The sequence below is a fragment of the Rathayibacter sp. AY1C9 genome (assembly GCF_002932315.1).
Taxonomy (GTDB): Bacteria; Actinomycetota; Actinomycetes; order Actinomycetales; family Microbacteriaceae; genus Rathayibacter.
This window is the reverse complement of the sequence record NZ_PSVZ01000063.1, coordinates 1-1191: the sequence shown is the minus strand read 5'-3', so window position 1 is coordinate 1191 and position 1191 is coordinate 1. Positions and strand designations below refer to the sequence as shown.

Genomic DNA, 1191 nt, shown 5'->3' with positions numbered 1-1191 from the left:
CAGGGGGTAGGTCACGTGCGGTCTCCTGGCAGTGCTGCTGGTCTGCACGAGGACGGCCCGCCCGGATCTCAGACCCCGGGCCGGGTCGCGGTACCACCTCGCTTGGACCGGTCGGCCGGTCGCTCCCGGAGGAGTGCCCGCTGACGCGTTCCCACTCGATCGGCTGTCACGGGCCGCACCCGTCCGGGTCTACTGGGCGCAGGCCGGAGCCGGCGCCGTTCTTCCGGAGACTCACCGGTGATGGCCGGGTCGAAGTCGTCCGGCGCTATCCTAGCGCGTCGGGGGAAGCGGAGCAGGAGCGGGTCATGGTGCGAGGAGTGCAGCGCGGACGGCCCCGCGCGTCGTCGCGCTCCATGCTGGAGGACGCCGCACTGGACCTCTTCGTCGAGCAGAGCTACGCGGGCACGACGATCGAGCAGATCGCCCAGCGGGCGGGGGTCTCGCGCAACACCTTCTTCAACTACTTCGAGTCCAAGAGCGACGTCTTCTGGGTGCTGGTCGACGACCGGCTGGCCGAGCTCCCGGAAGCGCTGGCCGAGACGGCGGCAGAGGCGCCGGTGATGGACGCGCTCGGCGACGCGCTGCTCGCGATCGGCTCCGGCTTCGGACCCGCGACGGTGCCGTGGGTGCTCACCCAGTCCGAGATGATCGGCAGCGTCCACGAGCTGCAGGCGTCGGCCCTCGGCCGCCTCGCCCGGCAGGCGGCCGTCATCGCCCGCTTCGTGGAGGAGCGGAGCGCGCGCCCGCTGCCCTCGCACCTCTCGCGCGCCATCGCCTACGCGAGCGTCGGAGCCGCGGTGGCGGCCGTGCAGGCGTGGGCCGCGGCGGGCCCCACCCGCGGCGAGCTCGTGCCCTATCTCGACGAGGCGCTCGCGCCCGTCCGCGCCGGCTTCACCCCCGTCGTCGACTGACCCGGCTTCACCCCCGTCGTCGACTGACCCGGCTCCCGCCGCTCCGGTAGAATCGTCGCGGCCGGCGGGCGACTCGCCCCGGAGCCCCCATCCAGGCACCATCACCACCGACACGGTGCCGCCCATAGCGAACCGGAGCATCATGACCCTCGCCGACCGCCTCCCCGCGAAGCCCGCCCTCGAGGGCCTGGAGGGCACGTGGGGCCTCCGCTGGCAGACCGACGGGACCTACCGGTTCGACCGCACCGGCCTCACCCGCGCCGACGTCTACTCGATCGAC

1 protein-coding gene is annotated in these 1191 nt (G+C 73.4%); it reads left to right on the top strand.

Going from position 1 to position 1191, the window contains the following annotated elements; all coding sequences use genetic code 11:
* The first annotated feature begins 305 nt into the window (after nt 1-305).
* Nucleotides 306-911 carry a TetR/AcrR family transcriptional regulator gene (locus C5D09_RS17025; RefSeq protein ID WP_104223688.1) on the top strand — a complete coding sequence of 202 codons (606 nt, stop codon included), beginning with the start codon at nt 306-308 and terminating at the stop codon, nt 909-911.
* Nucleotides 912-1191: the final 280 nt, after the last annotated feature.

Excerpts from the sequence above, each read along its gene's own strand:
- C5D09_RS17025 (WP_104223688.1), top strand. The coding sequence starts at position 306 with ATGGTGCGAGGAGTGCAGCGCGGACGGCCCCGCGCGTCGTCGCGCTCC.